The organism is Photobacterium sp. DNB22_13_2, assembly GCF_052873915.1.
On record NZ_JBNNXU010000318.1, the window covers coordinates 1 to 231 of the forward strand.

1 pseudogene is annotated in these 231 nt (G+C 65.4%); it reads right to left on the reverse strand.

Annotated features, from left to right (window positions below):
• Nucleotides 1–231: pseudogene (secD, locus tag ACVA58_RS28795) on the reverse strand (protein translocase subunit SecD); the annotation flags it as partial.

Genomic DNA, 231 nt, shown 5'->3' on the forward strand with positions numbered 1-231 from the left:
GTGTTGCCGCTGCGGTCGATGCCGTTGTGGCGGATGCTCTTGTCGCGCAGTTGCGTGCGGATGTCGCCAGCCAGCGAGTCGAGCTTCTTGGTGACCGCACCGTTCATGTCGACCTGCAGCAGGAAGTGCACCCCGCCACGCAAGTCCAGACCCAGGAACATCGGCAGGGCGTGGATGGAGGTCAGCCAGCGCGGCGAGCCCGACAGCAGGTTCAGCGCGACGATGTAGGTC